Source organism: Ruegeria sp. O4 (genome assembly GCF_056535125.1).
Genome location: NZ_JBQERO010000001.1, coordinates 784,178 through 801,653 on the forward strand (window position 1 = coordinate 784,178; position 17,476 = coordinate 801,653).

At 57.3% G+C, this 17,476-nt stretch carries 17 protein-coding genes; 8 read left to right on the plus strand and 9 right to left on the minus strand.

Annotation, left to right across the window (positions count from 1 at the left end; translation table 11 throughout):
* Window positions 1-33: 33 nt before the first annotated feature.
* Window positions 34-363, minus strand: a complete 330-nt coding sequence (locus ACR0J7_RS03890; RefSeq protein ID WP_480473438.1) for a sarcosine oxidase subunit delta — start codon at window positions 361-363, stop codon at window positions 34-36.
* Window positions 364-438: 75 nt separating this feature from the next.
* Window positions 439-1,683, minus strand: coding sequence for a sarcosine oxidase subunit beta family protein (locus ACR0J7_RS03895; protein ID WP_267365236.1), 1,245 nt, complete (start codon window positions 1,681-1,683; stop codon window positions 439-441).
* A gap of 176 nt (window positions 1,684-1,859) precedes the next feature.
* Here ACR0J7_RS03895 and ccmI point away from each other — a divergent pair, with 176 nt between their 5' ends.
* The 3 genes from ccmI to ACR0J7_RS03910 are packed head-to-tail and all read left to right on the plus strand — an operon-like array spanning window position 1,860 to window position 3,793.
* On the plus strand, window positions 1,860-3,080 hold the full coding sequence (gene ccmI / locus ACR0J7_RS03900; protein ID WP_480898109.1) for a c-type cytochrome biogenesis protein CcmI: 1,221 nt from the start codon (window positions 1,860-1,862) through the stop codon (window positions 3,078-3,080).
* Window positions 3,077-3,541 carry a Holliday junction resolvase RuvX gene (ruvX, locus tag ACR0J7_RS03905; protein ID WP_267365234.1) on the plus strand — a complete coding sequence of 155 codons (465 nt, stop codon included), beginning with the start codon at window positions 3,077-3,079 and terminating at the stop codon, window positions 3,539-3,541. The genes ccmI and ruvX overlap by 4 nt, the downstream gene beginning before the upstream one ends.
* Before the next feature lie 18 nt (window positions 3,542-3,559).
* Window positions 3,560-3,793, plus strand: a complete 234-nt coding sequence (locus ACR0J7_RS03910) for a DUF1289 domain-containing protein (RefSeq protein WP_209503450.1) — start codon at window positions 3,560-3,562, stop codon at window positions 3,791-3,793.
* 621 nt (window positions 3,794-4,414) lie between these two features.
* On the opposite strand, the gene ACR0J7_RS03915 is transcribed toward ACR0J7_RS03910, so the two are convergent.
* The 4 genes from ACR0J7_RS03915 to dusA are packed head-to-tail and all read right to left on the minus strand — an operon-like array spanning window position 4,415 to window position 7,809.
* Window positions 4,415-5,140: a SpoIIAA family protein gene (locus ACR0J7_RS03915; protein WP_480913337.1), complete on the minus strand. Its 726-nt coding sequence runs from the start codon at window positions 5,138-5,140 to the stop codon at window positions 4,415-4,417.
* Between the two features lie 39 nt (window positions 5,141-5,179).
* Entirely contained in the window at window positions 5,180-5,962 is a 783-nt protein-coding gene (locus ACR0J7_RS03920; RefSeq protein WP_480480289.1) for a hypothetical protein, read from the minus strand.
* Window positions 5,959-6,783 (minus strand): sulfite exporter TauE/SafE family protein, encoded by an 825-nt coding sequence (locus ACR0J7_RS03925; RefSeq protein ID WP_480913339.1) that lies wholly within the window; start codon window positions 6,781-6,783, stop codon window positions 5,959-5,961. The genes ACR0J7_RS03920 and ACR0J7_RS03925 overlap by 4 nt, the downstream gene beginning before the upstream one ends.
* An 18-nt stretch (window positions 6,784-6,801) precedes the next feature.
* Window positions 6,802-7,809, minus strand: a complete 1,008-nt coding sequence (dusA, locus tag ACR0J7_RS03930; RefSeq protein ID WP_480485219.1) for a tRNA dihydrouridine(20/20a) synthase DusA — start codon at window positions 7,807-7,809, stop codon at window positions 6,802-6,804.
* 401 nt (window positions 7,810-8,210) lie between these two features.
* Here dusA and ACR0J7_RS03935 point away from each other — a divergent pair, with 401 nt between their 5' ends.
* The 5 genes from ACR0J7_RS03935 (at window position 8,211) to ACR0J7_RS03955 (ending at window position 14,269) form a co-directional block, all read left to right on the plus strand.
* The gene (locus tag ACR0J7_RS03935) at window positions 8,211-9,530 is read left to right on the plus strand and encodes a glutamine synthetase family protein (RefSeq protein WP_480564151.1); all 1,320 of its coding nucleotides are present in this window, start codon (window positions 8,211-8,213) and stop codon (window positions 9,528-9,530) included.
* A 59-nt stretch (window positions 9,531-9,589) separates the two neighbouring features.
* Window positions 9,590-10,270, plus strand: a complete 681-nt coding sequence (locus tag ACR0J7_RS03940) for a type 1 glutamine amidotransferase (RefSeq protein WP_480564148.1) — start codon at window positions 9,590-9,592, stop codon at window positions 10,268-10,270.
* Window positions 10,270-11,628: a glutamine synthetase family protein gene (locus ACR0J7_RS03945; RefSeq protein WP_209596891.1), complete on the plus strand. Its 1,359-nt coding sequence runs from the start codon at window positions 10,270-10,272 to the stop codon at window positions 11,626-11,628. The genes ACR0J7_RS03940 and ACR0J7_RS03945 overlap by 1 nt, the downstream gene beginning before the upstream one ends.
* An 8-nt stretch (window positions 11,629-11,636) precedes the next feature.
* Window positions 11,637-12,941 (plus strand): NAD(P)/FAD-dependent oxidoreductase, encoded by a 1,305-nt coding sequence (locus tag ACR0J7_RS03950; RefSeq protein WP_480913341.1) that lies wholly within the window; start codon window positions 11,637-11,639, stop codon window positions 12,939-12,941.
* Window positions 12,942-13,054: 113 nt separating this feature from the next.
* Entirely contained in the window at window positions 13,055-14,269 is a 1,215-nt protein-coding gene (locus tag ACR0J7_RS03955; protein ID WP_480913343.1) for a DegT/DnrJ/EryC1/StrS family aminotransferase, read from the plus strand.
* 48 nt (window positions 14,270-14,317) lie between these two features.
* Here ACR0J7_RS03955 and phaR read toward each other — a convergent pair whose 3' ends face one another.
* From phaR to ACR0J7_RS03970, 3 genes are all read right to left on the minus strand, one after another.
* Window positions 14,318-14,869: a polyhydroxyalkanoate synthesis repressor PhaR gene (phaR, locus tag ACR0J7_RS03960; protein ID WP_267365377.1), complete on the minus strand. Its 552-nt coding sequence runs from the start codon at window positions 14,867-14,869 to the stop codon at window positions 14,318-14,320.
* Between the two features lie 135 nt (window positions 14,870-15,004).
* A complete protein-coding gene (locus tag ACR0J7_RS03965; RefSeq protein ID WP_209503426.1) occupies window positions 15,005-15,451 on the minus strand; it encodes a phasin family protein in 447 nt (148 codons plus the stop codon).
* A gap of 131 nt (window positions 15,452-15,582) precedes the next feature.
* Complete coding sequence (locus ACR0J7_RS03970) at window positions 15,583-17,385, minus strand: PHA/PHB synthase family protein (protein ID WP_480558234.1); 1,803 nt, start codon at window positions 17,383-17,385, stop codon at window positions 15,583-15,585.
* Window positions 17,386-17,476: the final 91 nt, after the last annotated feature.

Sequence of the window (17,476 nt, forward strand, 5' to 3'; positions counted from 1 at the left end):
CTCCGGCGGGAGTATTTTTGAAAAGATGAAGCATCAGGAGAACTCTCTCCAGGTCCATCCGGGACGCTTTGCGGCGATGGCCTCTTTGATGTCCTGCGGTGGCTCGGAGGTCTGAGCCGTGTAAGTGCCAAACACTTCTAGCGTGCTTGTGCAGCGCGCCGCGTGAAACCACTTGCCACAGCCATTGGCATGGCGCCAACGTTCAAAGTGCACGCCTTTGGGGTTTTCGCGCATGAACAGGTAGTCGTGGAACTCGTCATCCGACGAGCCGGGACCAAAACGCTTCAGATGCGCCTCGCCACCGGCGGCCAGTTCTGTTTCTTCGGCATCAACGCCGCAGTAAGGGCAATTCAGGATCAGCATGTTGTCATCCTTTTGGCGGTTGGTTGGCGCAGCGGCCAACCAGAATTCTGTTTCTTGGCAACCTCGGACCCACCTTCAGTGGGCCACCCCGGCGGCCACGCTTTCGTCGATGAAGCGGCCTTCCTTGAAGCGGTCCAGCGAGAAGGCCTCGGTCAAAGGTGAATGACCTGTGGCCATCAGCTGCGCCATGCCCCAGCCCGAGCCCGGGATTGCCTTAAAGCCGCCGGTGCCCCAGCCCCCATTGATAAAGCAGCCCTGCAGCGGAGTTTTCGACAGGATAGGCGAGCGGTCACCGGTCATGTCCACAATCCCACCCCACTGGCGCAGCATCTTCAGGCGCGAGATCATCGGGAAGGTTTCGACCAAGGCGCGGACGGTTTCCTCGATATGATGGAAGCTGCCACGTTGGGTGAAGTTGTTGAACCCGTCGGTACCACCACCGATCACCATCTCGCCCTTATCAGACTGAGACATGTAGCCGTGAACGGTGTTGGCCATCACGACCACGTCCATGCAGGGTTTGATGGGTTCGGATACCAGTGCCTGCAATGCGACGGCCTCCAGCGGGAGACGGAAACCAGCCATCTCGGCCAGTTGACCGGAGTGGCCCGCAACGACGATACCCAGCTTGTCACAATCGATGGCACCCTTGGTGGTGTCCACGCCGACGACACGACCGTTTTCCGAGCGTACGCCGGTGACCTCGCATTGTTGGATGATATCCATACCCATCGCCGAACAGGCGCGCGCATAGCCCCACGCCACGGCATCGTGACGCGCAGTGCCCCCGCGTTCCTGCCAGAGCCCGCCCAGAACCGGATAGCGGGGACCGTCCAGATTGATGATAGGCACAAGTTGCTTGACGCGTTCGGGTCCGATCCATTCGGTCTTCACACCTTGAAGGGCGTTTGCATGGGCCGTGCGCTGATAGCCGCGAATCTCATGCTGGGTCTGCGCCAGCATGATCACGCCACGCGGGCTGAACATGATGTTGTAGTTCAGATCCTGGCTCAGATCCTCATAAAGGCCACGTGCTTTCTCGTAGATCGCCGCTGAAGGATCCTGCAGGTAGTTCGAACGGATGATCGTTGTGTTTCGACCCGTGTTACCACCACCCAGCCAGCCTTTTTCGATCACCGCGACATTCTGAATGCCGTAGTTCTTGCCAAGGTAATACGCGGTCGCAAGACCATGCCCGCCAGCACCGATGATGATGACGTCATAACGTTTCTTGGGCTCGGGCGAACGCCAGGCGCGTTCCCATCCGGTGTGATAGCGCAGGGCCTCCCGCGCGACAGCAAAGGCTGAGTAGTGTTTCATAAGCGAATCCATCCGGTTCGGTGATTGCGCGCAGATATGCCGCGCGGCGACAGTTTAACCGCGCCGCGCAACGCCGCAATATCGCACTATTGCGACATGTCGTTCATTCGCGGCCATTTGTCCCTTTTGTCGGACGCCCCACAGGTCTAAGTCAGGGCAGTATCTTCGGAGGGGCCATGACGTTCTGGGTTCTGATTTTTCTTGTCGCGCTTCTGATTGCGGCATTTCTGAGCTTCACATTGCTGCGCAAACGCCGCGGGGATGAACCTGCGGCGGCGTACGATCTGCGGGTGTATCGCGAACAGCTGACCGGTGTGGACCGGGATTTGGCGCGCGGGGTGATTGGTGAGGCAGATGCGGAACGGGTCCGCACCGAAATCTCCCGACGAATTCTTGCCGCTGACGAACAGATGAAAAAGGGTGGCTCGGGTGCCGGGCCATCACGGACCGTCTCGATTGTGACAATCCCGGTTGTCATGCTGATCATCATCGGGGGCGCGATGGCGATGTATCATCGTATTGGCGCCGTCGGGTTGCCCGACATGCCCCTGACCGCGCGACTCGAACTGGCTGAGGAGGTCCGTGCCAATCGCCCGTCCCAGAACGCCGCAGAAGAACTGGCGACCCCACCTCAAGCGGCCCAGCTTGACGAAAATTACGTGTCTCTTCTCAAGCAGTTGCGAGAAACCGTTGCGGCCCGTCCGGATGATTTGCAGGGGCAGATGCTTTTGGCGCAGCATGAGACCAATTCGGGAAACTTCAAGGATGGATATACCGCGCAACAAAGGGTGATCGAACTGTCAGGCGACGCAGCCACAGCCGAGCATTACGCGGATTTTGCCGAGATGATGATCCTGGCTGCGGGTGGATATGTGTCGCCCGAGGCTGAACAGGCTCTTGCCGAAGCTTTGAAACGCGATCCTCATCACGGTCCGGCCCGGTATTATTGGGGGCAAATGCTGGTTCAGACCGGACGACCAGACCTTGCCTACCGCATTTGGGTTGAAACGCTGAGGGAAGCCCCAACAGGCGCACCATGGGCAGGCGCGATCCGGGATCAGATAGATGAGTTGGCCTTTCGGGCAGGGGTTTTCAATGCACCGGACCTGAGCGCACCGTCCGGCCCAAGTCGCGAAGATATGGCCGCAGCAGCGGAAATGAGCCCCGAGGAACGGCAGCAGATGATTCAGGGAATGGTGGATCAGTTGTCCGACCGCCTGGCGACAGAAGGCGGCGCGCCCGAGGAATGGGCTCGTTTGATCGCCGCACTGGGTGTTCTGGGTCAGGGCCAACGGGCCATGGATATCCACAATGAGGCGCTGGAGGTGTTTGCCGGAAACACCGAGGCGTTGCAGATCATTGGTGCCGCAGCCCTGCAAGCCGGGATTGCGAAATGATCCACGACGTGTTCGAAGACTTCGCCAAGGCGCTGCCCCCGATGCAAGCGCTGATTGGGCTGGATCTGGGCGAAAAGACCATCGGTGTCGCAGTCTCCGACCGGATGCGGGGCGTGGCCAGCCCGTTGGAGACTGTAAGGCGCAAGAAATTCACACTCGATTCCGCCCGGTTGATTGAAATTGCAACGGATCGCGAGATTGGCGGCATTCTGTTGGGTCTTCCCAAAAACATGGACGGCACAGAGGGGCCGCGCTGCCAATCTACGCGGGCATTTGCGCGAAACCTGTCCCGTCTGACGGAATTACCTATCGGATTCTGGGATGAACGGCTGAGTACGGTTGCGGCAGAAAAAGCACTGCTTGAGGCGGATACGTCACGAAAACGTCGCGGACAGGTTATTGATCACGTTGCAGCAGGTTATATCTTGCAGGGAGCGCTGGACAGGCTGCGCTTTTTGTAACAGGTCGGAGACCGATCGATGACGAACATGGTTTGGAAGCGCAATGAGGTCGAAAGCCCTTGTGTCCAGATTTGTGTTGTCCATCCAGCCGAGCGTATCTGCACCGGATGTTACCGCACGATTGACGAGATCTCTCGCTGGTCCAGGATGGACAGCAGCGAACGCGCTGAAATCATGAACGACCTGCCGTCTCGTAAACCGCGGCTCAGCAAGCGGCGCGGCGGGCGTGCCGCTCGCATGAATGGCTCCTGACCGATCAGCCTAGACGTTTTGACGACATTTCTGCCGGCTGTGCAGCGCTTTTCGGGATAGGCGCGTTCGGCGCGGTGCCCCGTAATTCTTTCTGAAACAGAAACGCAATCTCGGATTGGCTGGTTTTGGACCGCCGATCATCATTGCCCACGCATTCCGATTGCAGCACGTCAGCCGCACGTTTGGTCTTTTTGGTATTAGTGAGTCTTCCGATCAAAGTCTTTAGTGGCATTGCGGACGTCCCGTTTCCAGTAACCGTGCCACTGCGGGTCGAGTTCGAGCTCCGAGGGGGTCTAGCTCTTGAACATTGTGGTTCAACGTGAGTGGTAACCCGCAGCGACAGGGTGTGGCTAAAGGTATTTCCCGTCACAAGAAGGGGGAAAACACGCGGCGTTTGATCGTTATTGATGCCTTAATCAAGAAAAACTCACAAAAGCGCATAATTTCCTAACGTCACTTTTCGACACGCTTTGCCAAGACTAGGAAAGCGGGGGCTGAAGCTGCGAAAAATCCGCCGTCAGCAGCCGAATCATGCCTGACATCGCACGACCGGATTCGAGGCTGTGTCACGAACCTTGACCGATTGGGTGTTGCCTGCTCAGGCGTTCCGCAGTCAAAGGTTTATCCGGCGGCCAGCCATGCGCTGGCGTTGTCGTACTCTTCGGACGGGAAAAACTGCGTCCGGGTCCCTAAAACATGGCTCGCGACCTTCTGCGCCATTCGCTGCCAGCTTTTGTCCCCAACGATCGCGGCGCGGTCCAGTTGCCCTATATGTCGGCTGGCCAACCGAAAATGCGCCGCAAGCGCTGACAGCCCTTGCCAGCCATCAAATTCCCTGAGGTCTATCAGCAGGCGAAACCCTGGCCGGTCCTGTAACAATGCATCCAGATCACGTTCTGCCTGTTTGTACCATTCAGGGTCCAGCTTGCCCAATAGGCTGATCTGAACACATGGGCCGCTCAGGTCAGTCACGTGGATCGATCCCAGGGACTCACGCATCCAGCGTCGGGCCGCCTCAAGCTCGGTCAGATCGAACACCTGAACCGGACAGGGCAGAATGGGGGCCGCCAGACGAACGCTTGTCTGCACCCAGCCCTGATCCGCCACAACAGCGATCCGGTCGAACCCGCGCCAATGGCTTAACCCCAGCTTGGTGTCGGACCAGGCCGCGCCCAGATCGTACCCCTGGAATTCAGGTTGTATTATCGCCAGTAGCCGAACCGTGTCATGTTCGGTCAGCGCAGCCTCGATCGCGGGAACCAGAGTATTGGCGTAATCGGCGCTGGTCACTTGCCCCGACAACTCGACTTCTATGAGTGCACCGTCAGAATTCGTATGAACCGTCATCATCGGTCAAAACCTCCAAAGCCAATTAATGACAGGACGTTAGGCGGATTCGATCCATTCGGCTACTCCACCGGAGCATTCGGGGCGGAAATAGGCGATCATTCGACCATCCTGCCCCGCCGTCGCCCCTGCGGCCCAAGGTGCAACCCCGTGCAGGCAATGGCGGTGCAGCAGATAGGCCTCTCCCGGCTTTGCAGGCACCTCGATCCTTGGGCAGGTCGCAAACACCTCGCGACGGGCGGATTGGTAGATATCCGTTATGTCAACGTCGTGCAGGACCTCAGGCGGCATCCCTTCTAGCGCCTGCCTGAACGCGGCCCGTAGAATGTCATGACTGCCGTCCCACACCACCATCGGAGACGCGTCTGCGCTGGCCTCGGTCAGTGGAATGCCCAGAATCCATGCATGAGGTTCGTCAACCCGGCGGCGGCGATCCGGCCCTGTTGGGCGCAAACCGTCCACATGGGCCGCATCCCTGTTTCGACGGTAGCGGGTGGCCGCTTCATTCTCACCCCGGCGCGGGCGCGGATAACCCGGATAAACAACAGAAACCTGCCCCTTGTGCAGCGGTAAATCTCCAAAGTGTTTGTCGATGAACGCCATGGCCTTGCCGTTCAACGGCCCGGACTGCCCGACCCTGCCCTTCGTGTCATTGGGCAGTGCGTCGACACCGATGAACCACGTCCCTTCGCAATCCAACCATTCCGCGTGGACCGGATCCTTTGTAGACGCCCGTGCGGCAGGCAAAGCGTGGCTCACCCATTCGGCCAGCACCGGATCATACGGGAATTTCACCCAGCCCCGGGCCGAAAAATCGCTCATAAGCCTACAGCCTTGCGCAGCATGTTCAGCGCGACCAGCGTCAGGAACACGGCGAAGACACGTTTCAACGGTTTTGGGTCCATTGCATGGGCCAGCTTTACCCCCCATGGCGCGGTGATCATTGTCATTGCGACAACGATCCCGAAGGCCACAAGATTAACCGCGCCAATGGTCAACGGGGGGCGATGCTCGGGCGCGATATCCACAAACAAGAACCCAATGACCGACGGTACGGCGATGATCACCCCAAACCCGGCCGCGGTCGCGACCGCGCGGTGGATAGGGGTGTTATAGAGGCTCATCAGCGGCACACCGAAACTGCCGCCGCCGATGCCCATCAGAACGGAAAGAAACCCGACCAGCGGGGACAGGACGGCCCGTTTGATACCGCCGGGCATTGAGTCGCCCACCCGCCATTCTGCGCGACCCAACCCAAGATAGGCACCGATCACCATGCCCAGAATTCCGAAAAGTGCCTGCAAAGCCTCGGTCCGCAGCGCCGATGCGACCAGCACTCCGACAATTGCGCCGACGACAATACCCGGACCCCAGCCGCGCAGGATATCCCAATCCACCGCACCCTTCTTGTTGTGGGCAAGAACCGACCGCAAAGACGTTACAATGATCGTGGCCAGCGACGTCGCCAGACAGAGCTGCATCAATTGCGGACCGCCATAGCCAAGCGTTTGAAACGCATAGAAGAACGCGGGGACCAGCACGATACCGCCGCCCACTCCCAACAGCCCGGCAAGCACACCGGCCAGCGCGCCGATCACAAGCAAAAGGCCCATCATCTGGGCCAGCAAAATTGTCTCGGGCATCGTCCCCCCTTTTGCCGTCTAAACCTCGACCATCGGCGCTATGTGGTTCAGGGCCTGTAGCATGACTTCTGGCCCGGCCCCTTCATGCACGGCCCCTTCGGACAAGGCGCGCCTCCATGCCCGCGCACCGGGACGCCCCGCAAAGAGACCCAGCATATGCCGCGTGATCTGGTGCAAACGCCCGCCATTGGCAAGGTGCCCCTCAACATAGGGCACCATTTCTTGAACAACCGTCATCGGATCGCGAACGGTTCCAACGCCAAATATGCGCCGGTCAGCATCTGCCAGGATATCACCGGGTTGATGATAGGCCGCCCGACCGATCATGACACCGTCAAGACCCGCGTCCAGATGTGCTGCTGCTTCATCCAAGCTGGCGATACCACCATTGATCGATATATGCAGATCCGCAAACGCGGCTTTCATCCGATGCACAAGGTCATAGTCGAGCGGTGGAACATCGCGGTTTTCCTTGGGGCTCAACCCCTGCAACCACGCCTTGCGCGCATGGATCGTTACTCTTTGACAACCTGCCGCACTGATCTGCTCAAGAAACGCAGGCAGAGCTTCTTCGGGCTCTTGATTATCCACACCGATGCGGCATTTGACCGTGACATCCACATTAACCGCGTCGCGCATTGCTGCGACGCATTCTGCAACCCGCGCCGGATCTTTCATCAGAACCGCCCCGAAAGTACCAGACTGCACCCTGTCCGACGGGCACCCACAGTTCAGATTGATCTCATCATATCCTGCATCAGCACCCAAACGCGCCGCTTGCGCCAGCTCCTCCGGATCGGACCCACCCAACTGCAAAGCCACGGGATGTTCCTGCGGTGAATGATCCAACAGATGCAGCGCCCCACCCCGAACAAGCGCCGGTGCGGTTACCATCTCTGTATACAGCAGGGTTTCCGAGCTAAGCAGCCGATGAAAATACCGACAGTGGCGGTCGGTCCAATCCATCATCGGCGCAATGCTCAGCGTGGCATGGTGTTGAATGTTATCTCTTCCACGTGCAGTCAACTCAACTATCCTCAAGAGTACGAAACCCGCAGCTATCATAGAAAAATCGTCGAAATAAGCCAATTTTCGAGGAGTGGTCAAAAGAAGCTGCTTTGCGGGTTCAGGCGTCGCATCAAATCCGATCGCCGCGCTTTCAACACTGGGAAAATCTAACCACTCTCTGACTTGCCGCAGACAACGCCATTGTGGAATATGTTCAATGGATTAACAGATACTCCCATGATGTTTTCACTGCTGGAAATGCGAGACGCGAGCTTTGTCGGCAGGACCACTTTTGCACTCAACCAAAAATCTATGTCGAGCAGCCGCATCTGACCCAAAAATCAAAATTTGATCAAATTTGGTGACAAATCCGATCCATTGAAGTACATCACGGGGAAACAGAATTGACGGAGCCCCAAATGGACCTGAGCGCCCTGCACAGTTTTCGTGTGACTGCCTGTGACCTGAACGGTCAGATGCGGGGCAAGCGCGTGCCCCCTGAATATGCGAGCAAGCTGGAGAAAGGTGCAGTGCGAATGCCGTTCTCGGCGCTCAATGTCGATCTCTGGGGCGCGGACATCCACGGCAGCCCGCTGGTGTTTGAAACGGGTGATGCTGATGGCGTGCTGCGACCAACCGACCGGGGCCCGGTGCCTGTCCCCTGGCTTCCGAAAGAAACGGCGCTGGTTCCGATGAGCTTGTATGACGATGCAGGCACTCCGTTTGCGGGTGATCCGCGTCACGCTCTGTCTGCCATTCTTGACCGATATGCCAAACGCGGTTGGTCGGTCGTCGCGGCGACCGAACTGGAATTCACACTCATCGATGCCTCGGGCGCGCAACCGCAACCTCCGTTGAACCCGATCACCGGGCGCCGCCTGCTGCACGAATCCGTTCTGTCGGTCGCTGAAATGGATGCGTTCGAGGATTTCTTTACAGACCTCTACGATGGCTGCGCCGCCATGGACATCCCCGCGCAAACCGCCATCTCGGAAAGTGGCGTTGGCCAGTTCGAAATCAACCTGAATCATCAGGATGCCATGCGCTGCGCCGACGATACGTGGCTTTTCAAGGCGTTGACGCGCGGCCTGGCGCGCAAACACGGGTTTGCCGCAACATTCATGTCAAAACCCTATGCCGATGATGCGGGCAATGGGATGCATGTGCACTTCTCAGTGCTGGACCAACGCGGTCGCAATGTGTTCGACAATGGCGGGCCTGAAGGGACCAGCATTCTGCATTCCGCTGTCGCGGGTTGTGTGGCGGCCATGCCAGGCAGCACGTTGATTTTTGCTCCGCATGGCAATTCATACACCCGGCTTGTACCGGGTGCGCATGCGCCGACCGGGGCCTGCTGGGCCTATGAGAACAGAACAGCCGCAATTCGCATCCCGGGCGGAGCACCAGCAGCGCGGCGCATCGAACACCGCGTCGCGGGTGGTGACATCAACCCTTACCTGATGCTGACGGCGGTATTGGGCGCAGCCCTTGTCGGGATCGAAGACGGCCTGCACCCCCCTGCCCCGATCACAGGCAATGCTTACGATATTGAAGACCTGCCCCAACTGATGCCGGACTGGGCAACTGCAATTGACAAGTTTGAAACCGACCCCCTGGTCGCCCGACTTTTCTCGGCTGACCTGATCCAGTACCTGACCATGACCAAGCGACAGGAAGTTGAACGATTTGAGCGTATCACTCCTGAAGATCACTGGCTGAGCTATCTCGAGGCGGTTTGACCCCCCTTGCCGCCTCATTCGGACTCAGCTAGAGTGAATTTGATCAAATTTGGTGACACATGAAAATCGGCATATTACAAACCGGCCACACACCAGATGCCTTGCATGGCGAATTCGGCGACTATGATGAGCTGTTTCCTGCACTTCTCGGTGGCAACGGATTCGAGTTCCAGACCTTCGCCGTGGTCGACGGCATATTCCCAAGCAGCGCGGATGACGCAGATGGCTGGGTCATTACCGGTTCGCGCCACGGCGCGTACGACGACTTGCCATGGATCGCCCCACTGGAAGACTTGGTCAGAGAGATACAGCAAAGCGGAAAGCCACTGATCGGCGTATGCTTTGGGCATCAGATTATCGCGCAGGCACTGGGCGGCAAGGTCGAGAAATTCAAGGGCGGTTGGGCTGTCGGACGCACTGAATACGAGTTTGACGGCAACACTGTCTGGCTGAATGCCTGGCATCAGGATCAGGTTGTCGAGCTACCCGAAGGGGCGCGCGTTCTGGGTCAGAACGCATTTTGCGAAAACGCTATGCTGGCTTATGGAGACACGATCTGGACGGTTCAGGCCCACCCCGAATTCACCAATGGTTTTGTCGCGGGCCTGATGCGCACACGGGGAAAAGGCGTCGTCCCCGAAGACCTGATGCGCGAGGCCGCAAATCGCGAAACCGCTCCGGATGACAACGCCACAATCGCGCGCCATATGGCCGAGTTTTTAAAGAAAGAGAGAGCCTGATGGCTGATTGGACTGATAAACTGCCGGAAGCCGCCAAAGCCTATTTCCACGGACAGCGGCTGGACGAGGTTGAATGTATCATCTCGGACCTTCCCGGAATTGCGCGTGGCAAGGCCGTGCCTGCCACGAAATTCGCCAAGCAATCCTATTTTCACCTGCCCGACAGCATCTTCTTCCAGACCATCACGGGGGACTGGGGTGAAGCCGCGGGTGACGACGGGTTCATCGAAAAGGACATGATCCTGAAGCCCGACTATTCGACGGCTTCAGCCGCGCCCTGGACCGGGGACTGGACGCTGCAGGTGATCCACGACGCCTATGACCGGGATGGTGATCCGATCCCTTATAGCCCACGCAACGTGTTAAAACGCGTGGTCCAGCTGTATCACAACCGAGGCTGGAAACCGGTTGTTGCGCCAGAGATGGAGTTCTTTCTGGTCGCCCCCAACGTCGATCCCGCACAGGAAATCAAGCCGATGATGGGGCGTTCTGGCCGCCCCGCTGCGGCGCGGCAGGCGTATTCGATGACTGCGGTGGACGAGTTCGGCCCGGTCATCGACGATATTTATGACTTTGCCGAACATCAGGGGTTCGAAATCGATGGCATCACCCAGGAAGGCGGTGCGGGCCAGTTGGAGATCAACCTGCGCCACGGCAACCCGGTCAAACTTGCTGATGAGGTTTTCTACTTCAAACGCCTGATCCGCGAAGCGGCATTGCGGCATAATTGTTTTGCAACCTTCATGGCCAAACCGATCGAGGAAGAGCCGGGCTCGGCCATGCATATCCATCATTCAATTATCGACATGGAGACCGGCCAGAACATCTTTTCGGGCCCGCAGGGCGGCGAAACGGACGCGTTCTATCACTTCATTGCCGGGTTGCAGAACCATCTGCCCGCCGGTCTGGCCGTGATGGCACCTTATGTGAACTCGTATCGTCGTTACGTGAAAGACCACGCGGCGCCGATTAATCTGGAATGGGCTCGCGACAACCGCACTACAGGCATTCGCGTTCCTCTGTCCGGACCTGAATCGCGCCGTGTCGAAAACCGCATCGCCGGTATGGACTGCAACCCGTATCTGGGCATCGCCCTGTCGCTGGCGTGCGGCTATCTGGGTCTGGTCGAACAGGAGCGTCCGCGTCGTCAATTCTATGGTGACGCCTATGAAGGCGAAGGGGATATCCCCCAGGTCATGGGCGATGCGCTGGATCTGTTTGACGAAGCCACCGCCCTGCACGAAATCCTTGGCCCTGAGTTTGCCCGTGTCTATGGCATCGTAAAACGGGCCGAGTATGAAGAATTTCTGCAGGTCATCTCTCCGTGGGAACGGGAACATCTGCTGATCAACGTCTGAGACTTTTCGTGAACCTGCTCTATTCCAATGACCGCAAGGGCGAATACCCTGCCAGCTGGTATGCCGCGACGGCAAACCCAACGGAACGCTTTCCTGTTTTGGCCGAAGATATTACGGCGGATGTCTGCGTTGTGGGCGGCGGCTACACAGGCCTGTCCGCAGCATTGCATCTGGCCGAGGCGGGGTTAGATGTCGTTCTGCTTGAAGCCCACCGTGTCGGATTTGGTGCCTCAGGGCGCAATGGTGGCCAACTGGGCAGCGCGCAGCGGATGGATCAGGAAGACCTTGAGCGTCTTGTCGGAGACGCGGATGCCGCAAAGCTGTGGGAGTTGGCCGAAGACGCCAAGGATCTGGTCAAGTCACTGATCGCCAAGCATCAGATCGCGTGCGACTTGCAACCCGGCGTCGCGGTTCTGGGTCTGTCAGCTTCGGAACGAAAAGAGCTGCATAACCATGCAGGCCATCTGTCCGACCGGTATCACTATGACCAGATCAAGCTACTGGATGAAGACGAAGGCCACAAACTGTGCCCCTCACCCGCTTACAAGGGCGGGTATCTGGACATGGGGGCCGCTCATCTGCACCCATTGAACTTTGCGCTGGGGTTGGCGCAGGCTGCGGCCAAAGCGGGTGTTCGCATCTTTGAGGGCACCGAAGTCATCGATATTGACGAAACCCAGCCTGCGCTGATCCGGACCGCCAAGGGGAACGTAAGGGCCGACCATGTTGTGCTGGCCTGCAATGGCTATCTTGGCAATCTCAACCGTACCGTCGCGGCCCGTGTCATGCCTATCAACAACTTCATCGCAGCGACCGAACCCCTTGGCAGCGAGGCTGCGCGGGTCCTGACTCAGGATGTCGCGGTCGCGGATACCAAGTTCGTGGTGAACTATTTCCGCCTCAGCGCCGATGGCCGGCTTTTGTTCGGTGGCGGCGAAAGCTATGGCTATCGTTTTCCTGCGGATGTCGCTGCGAAGGTCCGCAAGCCGATGACCGAGATTTTCCCACATCTGCGCGACGCCAAAATCGACTATGCATGGGGTGGGACGCTGGCCATTACCATGCGGCGGATGCCTTATCTGGTGCGTATCGCACCCAACATTCTGTCTGCTTCCGGCTATTCCGGTCATGGTGTAGGCACCGCGACCCATGCCGGGCAACTGATGGCGCTGGCCATTCAGGGACAGGCAGAAGGGTTCGATACAATGGCCCGCGTGCCAACTCTGCCCTTCCCCGGCGGATCCGCCCTGCGCAACCCGCTGCTGGTGCTGGCAATGACATGGTTCGCCTTGCGGGACCGGCTTGGGATCTGATCCACGTTACTTGTGACAAATTGGTGAATTTCCGCTGGCGCGGCGATTGAGGGCTTGGATTGCCACCTGAATAGCTTTATCTTTACCAAAGATAGAATTCGGGAAATCCAAATATGACGCTTCCACCAAACGTTCATGACGCCGAACCCATCCCAGAAGCAGCAAAAGAAGCCATCGACGCCCTGATGCAGTCGGGCGACTTGTTTCGTTATACCGCCCCGCAAGATGCCCCGGTGTCTTTGCTAGAGGCCGAGTTTGCCGAACTGCTGGGCACAAAATACGCTCTCGCTGTTTCATCCTGTTCTGCTGCGCTGTTTCTGTCACTCAAGGCACTGGGTTTGCCGCGCGATGCGCGCGTCCTGATCCCCGGCTTCACATTTGCCGCGGTTCCCTCGTCAGTCATTCACGCGGACTGCATCCCGGTTCTGTGCGAAGTGGGTGAGAATTATCGCATCGACATGCCCGATTTCGAGGCCAAGCTCGACAGCGTTCATGCGGTGATAATCAGCCACATGCGCGGCCACACATCTGATATGGACGCGATCATGGCGCTGTGCGACGCGCGTGACATCCCGGTTATCGAAGACGCTGCGCATTCGCTGGGCACGACCTGGCATGGCAAAAATATCGGCACCATCGGCAAGGTCGGCTGTTTCTCGTTTCAGTCCTACAAGATGATCAATGCGGGCGAAGGCGGTATTCTGATCTCAAACGATGCTGATCTGGTGGCCCGTGCCGTCATCATGTCGGGCGCGTACGAACATAACTGGAAGAAACACAAAGGACCGCACGGCGACAACTCACCCGAGCTGGAAGAGGCCTTCGCTCGCTGGCAGAACAAGTTGCCGCTTTATAACCTGCGTTTGAACAACCTAAGCGCCGCTGTGATCCGCCCGCAGATCCCGGAACTGGCCCGTCGTGTTCGCGACGGTCTGGCGAACCACGACTATGTTGCCGGACGCTTGAATACCTCACCCCATATCGACGTGCCCGCACCCTTGCCCCCCGAGCAGCGCGCGCCGGACTCGATTCAGTTCAATCTGGTTGGGTTGCAGGAACACGAGATTCGCGCATTTGCCACCGCATCCGAGGCACGCGGTGTCAAAGTTCAGGTCTTTGGCCTGAGCCAGGACAATGCGCGCGCCTTCTGGAACTGGCAATTCCTGCCGGAAACGTTCGAGCTGCCGCAAACACGTGACATGCTGATGAAAGCGTGTGACGTCCGACTGCCCGTACGCCTGACGCGCGCAGAGCTGGACGTGATTGCAGATATTTTGCTGGCTGCCGTTGGCGAAGTGACCGGCCCAATGCCGGTCTACGGTACCTGAGACTAGAACTGGCCCACTTAAATGGTGGGCCTTTTCCTCCGGCTCACCCTAATTCAGTTTCGAAAGCTTCTGTTGAAGTTCAGCCAACTGTTTCTTGATATCGTCAAGATCCTCTTTCGGCTCTGACTTTTCACTTTCCTTCTCTGGCGAGGACCATCTGCCAGACAACCCACCTGTCATAGCCTTCAGAAATGCCTGCTGCTGTGCTTGCAACGCTTCAAAACCCGGCATCTGGGACATCGGGTTCATGGCGTTCATGTTTTCCATCATCTTGCTTTGGCTTTCGCGCAGCATATCGAACGAGCTTTGCAGGAATTGCGGCATCATGCCCCCGCCCGGCAGCATGTAGCTGCGCACCAGATCATTCAGAACATTGACCGGCAACACATTCTCGCCGCGGCTTTCATGTTCAGCAATGATTTGCAGCAGATACTGCCGTGTCAGGTCGTCGCCGGATTTCAGGTCGATGATCTGTACTTCGCGCCCGTCACGGATGAATCCCGCGATATCTTCGAGCGTCACGTAATCGCTGGTCTCGGTGTTATACAGCCGACGGCTGGCATAGCGCTTGATCAGCAGCGGTTTTTCTTGGTCCGACACCGGGTTCCCTCCCCAAGGATGATGCGTTGCAGCACAGGTTATGCGAGTGCAGCACAAAAAGAAAGGGCAGGTCAATGGACCTGCCCAACGCGATTGCACCTATAGGGAGGGTCGGGTGCGTTTCGCTGACTTTTCTTACTTCGCAGCAGCAGCTTTTTTAGCGGCCGTGGTCACGTCGTTGGTTGCTTTTTTAACAGCAGCGGATGCTTCTTCCGCAGCTTCTTTACCAGCAGCCATCAGCAGTTCGACGGTTTCGGTCTGAACTTTTTTTGCGATTTCTGCGAAAGCGGCCATGTTCTCGGCTGCAACTTCAGCGGACGCGCTTGCGAAATCGGTTGCTGCTTTTGCGTAGTCGGCAGGCTCTGCCTTGGCTTTCGACATCTCGGTCAGTTTGGCCAGCGTGTCTTTGGTCCATTTGCTCGAGATCTCTGCCGATTTCTCAGCTGCTTCCAAAGCAACGCCCGACAGCTTTTCGTTCAGCGAAGCGGTCGATTTGAATGCGCCTTCCATTGCGGTTGTGTCCACAGGGAATGCACCCATCATGTCTTTCATGATCGCGGTAAAGTCTTGGGTCTTAGCCATTGTCATAATCCTTTTAGCCAGTCCGGGCCCACCCCGGGTTTCATCAGCTTGAGGACAATATGATTGCTGCAACGCAGCATTGCAAGTTTTTTCTTGCTGCATTGCAGAAAAATTTAAGTTTCAGAATGAAATCAGGCGTTTGGTTTTGCCACTACATACGTTCCGGGTGCAGCAGCCAGGCTCGGGTGCTTCGAATCGCCGGGTTTGCGGGCCGGTACCTGCTTGCCCGACCGTTTTTTCAGCCAGGCATCCCACATGGGCCACCATGACCCTTCATGAAAGTCGGCTTCCTTCAACCAGGTGGCGGCGTCTGGTTTCAAATCCGGGTTAGTGTAATGCCCGTACTTTTTCTTGCTGGGCGGGTTCACAATACCCGCAATATGACCCGACTCGGAAACCACGAAAGTTTTTGATCGCGAGCCCATCTTTTGCACACCGCGATAGCAGTCTTTCCATGCCGCGATGTGATCGGTTTCGCATGTGATGGCCATCAGGGGCACATCAACGTCACCAAGCTTTAGCTTATGCCCCAGCAACTCAAAGCCATCGGTGGCAAATTCGTTGCGCTGGCATAGTCCACGCAAGTACTCAACCGCCATTTTCGCAGGCAGGTTGGCTCCATCACCGTTCCAGTACAGCAGATCAAAGGCTGGGGGCACTTCACCCATCATATAGCTGCGAATGGCCGGGCCATAAATCAGGTCACGTGATCTCAGGAATGACATAGTGCGCGCCATGATCCACGACCGCAGAACACCTTCCTTTTTCACTTCTTCTTCGATTCCGTCGATAAAATCGTTTTGAAGGAAGGGCGTGAACTCTCCCTGATCGGAAAAATCCGTCAATGCGGTGAACAGGGTCGCCGATTTGACCGACTTGTCTCCTCGCTGTTTCAGCAGAGACAGCGTCAGGCTCAGGGTGGTGCCCGCGATGCAATACCCCACAGCGTTGACCTGTTTGACCTTGCAAATCTTCTTGGCCGTCTCGATTGCAGTCAGGAAACCGTCCTGAATGTAGTCTTCCATGCCTGTTTCGGCATAGCTTTCGTCCGGATTGACCCAGCTTACAACAAACAGGGTATACCCCTGTTCGGTGATCCATTTGATCATGCTGTTCTGGGCTTTCAGGTCCAGAATATAGAACTTGTTGATCCAGGGCGGAAACAGAACAATCGGGGTCTCGTAGACCGTTTCAGTCGCTGGCTTGTACTGGATCAGTTCCATCATCCGGTTGCGATAAACCACCTCCCCCGGCGTCGTCGCCAGGTTACCGCCGACCTCAAAGGCACTTTCATCTGCCAGTTTGACGACCAATTCTCCATTATTGGCCTCAAGATCTGACACAAGGTTTTCCAACCCCTTGATCAGTGACTGGCCCTCGGTTTCGACCGCTTTTTGCAAGGCATCCGGATTGGTCGCCAGAAAATTTGTCGGCGCCATCATGTCGACGATTTGTTGCGAGAAATATTGCAGCCGCCTTTTGTCTTTGGCATCCAGATCATCCACGGACGCAACAGCCTGCGCGATTGCTTGCGCATTGGTCTGGTATTGCTGGCGGATCAGACGGAAATAGGGATTGGTCTCCCAAAGGGGGTTCGAAAATCGCTTGTCTTCCGGCTTGGGTGCCTCGCTTTCCGCGTCAGACGCAGTCAGTGCTTTCTGCGCCTCGGCAAAGTTCAACACTGACTTGCCCCAAAATTCTATCTGCTGTTCCAGCAACTTGGCGGGATTTTGCCAAGCCTCGGCCCAATAGGCACTTGCTGCTCGTGCGAAAAGCTCTTGATTCGGGCCGTCCAGCGCGGGCGTGTGGGGCCGTTTTACAGCCATGACCTCAATCAGGCGCTTCGATAACTTCTCGACCTTATCCATATTTTCTTTAAGGCGTTCAATGTGTTCTTCGGATACGTCTGGCATGTGGTCTTCACTAGTTGTCATTTTAACAATTCCCCCCTAACCTCGCTGCTATGCAGAATAACGTCGTGGGTGCTGGGGGGCAAAGCGACGAATGGTCCGAACTATCAGGCTG

What these genes read in the sequence shown, in the direction of transcription:
- ACR0J7_RS03890 (WP_480473438.1), bottom strand. Translation starts at nt 363, where the DNA reads ATGCTGATCCTGAATTGCCCTTACTGCGGCGTTGATGCCGAAGAAACA.
- ACR0J7_RS03895 (WP_267365236.1), bottom strand. Translation starts at nt 1,683, where the DNA reads ATGAAACACTACTCAGCCTTTGCTGTCGCGCGGGAGGCCCTGCGCTAT.
- ccmI (WP_480898109.1), top strand. Translation starts at nt 1,860, where the DNA reads ATGACGTTCTGGGTTCTGATTTTTCTTGTCGCGCTTCTGATTGCGGCA.
- ruvX (WP_267365234.1), top strand. Translation starts at nt 3,077, where the DNA reads ATGATCCACGACGTGTTCGAAGACTTCGCCAAGGCGCTGCCCCCGATG.
- ACR0J7_RS03910 (WP_209503450.1), top strand. Translation starts at nt 3,560, where the DNA reads ATGACGAACATGGTTTGGAAGCGCAATGAGGTCGAAAGCCCTTGTGTC.
- ACR0J7_RS03915 (WP_480913337.1), bottom strand. Translation starts at nt 5,140, where the DNA reads ATGACGGTTCATACGAATTCTGACGGTGCACTCATAGAAGTCGAGTTG.
- ACR0J7_RS03920 (WP_480480289.1), bottom strand. Translation starts at nt 5,962, where the DNA reads ATGAGCGATTTTTCGGCCCGGGGCTGGGTGAAATTCCCGTATGATCCG.
- ACR0J7_RS03925 (WP_480913339.1), bottom strand. Translation starts at nt 6,783, where the DNA reads ATGCCCGAGACAATTTTGCTGGCCCAGATGATGGGCCTTTTGCTTGTG.
- ACR0J7_RS03935 (WP_480564151.1), top strand. Translation starts at nt 8,211, where the DNA reads ATGGACCTGAGCGCCCTGCACAGTTTTCGTGTGACTGCCTGTGACCTG.
- ACR0J7_RS03940 (WP_480564148.1), top strand. Translation starts at nt 9,590, where the DNA reads ATGAAAATCGGCATATTACAAACCGGCCACACACCAGATGCCTTGCAT.
- ACR0J7_RS03945 (WP_209596891.1), top strand. Translation starts at nt 10,270, where the DNA reads ATGGCTGATTGGACTGATAAACTGCCGGAAGCCGCCAAAGCCTATTTC.
- ACR0J7_RS03955 (WP_480913343.1), top strand. Translation starts at nt 13,055, where the DNA reads ATGACGCTTCCACCAAACGTTCATGACGCCGAACCCATCCCAGAAGCA.
- ACR0J7_RS03965 (WP_209503426.1), bottom strand. Translation starts at nt 15,451, where the DNA reads ATGGCTAAGACCCAAGACTTTACCGCGATCATGAAAGACATGATGGGT.
- ACR0J7_RS03970 (WP_480558234.1), bottom strand. Translation starts at nt 17,385, where the DNA reads ATGACAACTAGTGAAGACCACATGCCAGACGTATCCGAAGAACACATT.